This window comes from Pararhizobium sp. LjRoot238, from assembly GCF_964252955.1.
In the GTDB taxonomy this organism is placed as follows: domain Bacteria; phylum Pseudomonadota; class Alphaproteobacteria; order Rhizobiales; family Rhizobiaceae; genus Pararhizobium.
Map to the genome: position 1 here is coordinate 1 of NZ_CAXUPP020000009.1, position 2,335 is coordinate 2,335.

General features: G+C 57.8%; 2 protein-coding genes. One reads left to right on the plus strand and one right to left on the minus strand.

All coding sequences use genetic code 11. From position 1 onward, the window contains the following. On the minus strand, positions 1 to 1,019 hold a 1,019-nt coding region (locus tag ACSQ3F_RS29320), incomplete at its 3' end, for an IS630 family transposase (protein WP_436103673.1). A 225-nt stretch (positions 1,020 to 1,244) separates the two neighbouring features. On the opposite strand from ACSQ3F_RS29320, the gene ACSQ3F_RS29325 reads away from it, so the two are divergent. Beyond that, entirely contained in the window at positions 1,245 to 2,222 is a 978-nt protein-coding gene (locus ACSQ3F_RS29325; RefSeq protein WP_436103674.1) for a patatin-like phospholipase family protein, read from the plus strand. Positions 2,223 to 2,335 lie beyond the last annotated feature (113 nt).

Sequence of the window (2,335 nt, forward strand, 5' to 3'; positions counted from 1 at the left end):
GATTTGGTCCAAACGAAGGGCTTTGGATCGGCGTTGTGATGATCGAGATAGTCTTGAATTGCGCCTTCGAGTTCGGCGACACTCTTGAACACGCCGCACCGGATTCGATCGCCTGTTATCAAGCCGAAGAAGCGTTCGACCTGATTGAGCCAGGACGCCGAAGTGGGGGTGAAATGCATGTGGAAGCGAGGATGTTTGGCCAGCCAGGCTTTGACCGCCGGATGCTTATGGGTGGCATAGTTGTCGGCGATCAGGTGCAGGTCGAAGCCCTTGGGCGTGCTGCGGTCGATGAGCCGAAGGAATTTGAGCCATTCCTGGTGACGATGACGTTTCATGCATTCGCCGATCACCCTGCCGGTGGCGACATCGAGGGCGGCGAACAGTGTCGTCGTGCCATGCCGCTTATAGTCGTGGGTCATCGTTCCCGCCCGCCCCTTCTTCATCGGCAGGCCCGGTTGGGTGCGGTCCAGCGCCTGGATCTGACTCTTCTCGTCGACCGAGAACACTAGCGCCCGGTCCGGCGGATCAAGGTAGAGACCGACGACGTCGGTCACCTTCTCGACGAACTGCTTGTCGTTCGACAGTTTGAACGTCTTGGTCAAATGGGGCTTGAGCCCATGCGCGCTCCAGATGCGCTGTACGCTGGTGTGGCTCAGACCCACCGCCTTGGCAAGCGTGCGCGCGCTCCATTGCGTGGCCGCCGGTGGCTTCTCTCGCAGCGTCATCTCGACCACACGCGCAATGACTTCGGCGCTCAACGGCTTCTTACGGCCAGGCCGGGTCGCGTCGCGCCCAAGCCCATCGACACCCTGCTCAAGATAACGATCGCGCCAGCGGTAGGCCGTCTTCTTGGTCTTGCCCAGCGTCCGCACAATCGACGCCAGACTCGCCGCGTCCGCCCACATCAGCACGATCCGCGCCCGCCAAACCAGCTTCTGCGGCGTGTTCCGGTCCGCCACCCAACCTTCCAACCGCACCCGATCCCCAGGCGACAGCAACAGCCTCTTGTCCGTGTCCATGGACCCAGACTCGCATATTTGCCAGCCTCAGGGAATCCATCCGTTAATTCCAGAACACTAGTGGTTGTAGGGATCATCTGTTTAGCGTCCCTTTTTTCAGGTTGTAGCCAGAGCATTCCGACCATCGACGCTGCGGAGTCTGTCGCGTCCGCAAGCATCTACGTCTCGTCTTCGAGCCGCACCACTTCGATTGCACCTGCCTCAATTAGGACGCGCAATATCCTGGTGTTAAGCAGCGGTGGCGCCGACGGCGCCTTTGGAGCTGGGGTCCTCAATGCTTGGTCTGCGGCCGGCAACCGCCCGGTATTCGATGTGGTGGCAGGTGTTTCAACTGGCGCATTACAAGCGACACCGGCCTTTTTAGGCCCAGCTTACGATGCACTTTTAGAGCGTGTTTATACGAATACCCGCACTCGAGACGTATTCCGTTCGAACGGCCTCAAGACGCTTTTCGGTGCCGGGTACTATAACACCGCACCGTTGCGCCGCCTGCTATCAGACCTGGTCACCGAGGACATGTTGGACGCAGTTGCCTCAGCCCATCGCTCCGGCAGGCGCCTATATGTCGCCACCACAGATATGAGTGCAGGAAGAGTTGTCTACTGGGACATGGGTGCCATTGCATCCTCGGGGACTGATCGCAAACGCAATTACATTGACGTCTTACTGGCCTCAGTGGCCGTGCCCGGTCTTGTCGAACCTATTCGTGTTAGTGATAGGAGGCGAGGGACGACCGCGATCCATAGCGATGGTGCTATAAAGACACCGGTTCCTCTCGAACCTTTCATGCTGAATCCCGCGATGGCGTACAAGACGGACGTTTGGGTGCTCGTCAACGGTCATGTTAGTCGCGATGCTGCACTTCGAAGTGATGCACGCAACACATTCGGTCTGGCGCGTCGAGGAATGTCGCAACTGTTCCGACAGCTCCTTTACTTCTCGACGGTAGAAGCCGAATTGAAGACGCGCCTGGCGGGCGCTCGCTTTAATCTTATTGTTTTGCCTGACACGTTTCCCGAAACTCTGAATCCCGTCAACTTCAACCCGGCTGAGATGAAACTTCTTTTCGAACGTGGCCGGGAAATCGGGAAGACTCGCTTTTCCCGTTTGCGGCCGAAGGAGCGGTCGGAGGCTCGTTTGATGCTTAACCCAAGAAGTTCCATAATACATATTATCACGCCAGGTTCTGTGGCAGCAGTTTAGAGATGCGACACATGGGCCAGTTAGAGGTGCGACGGTCTCGCCTCTCGGTCTGCTGGTCACGGTCAACGCTAGTAGGAAGACTGTCGGCTTTAGAAGCGTGATTGATGTCATGA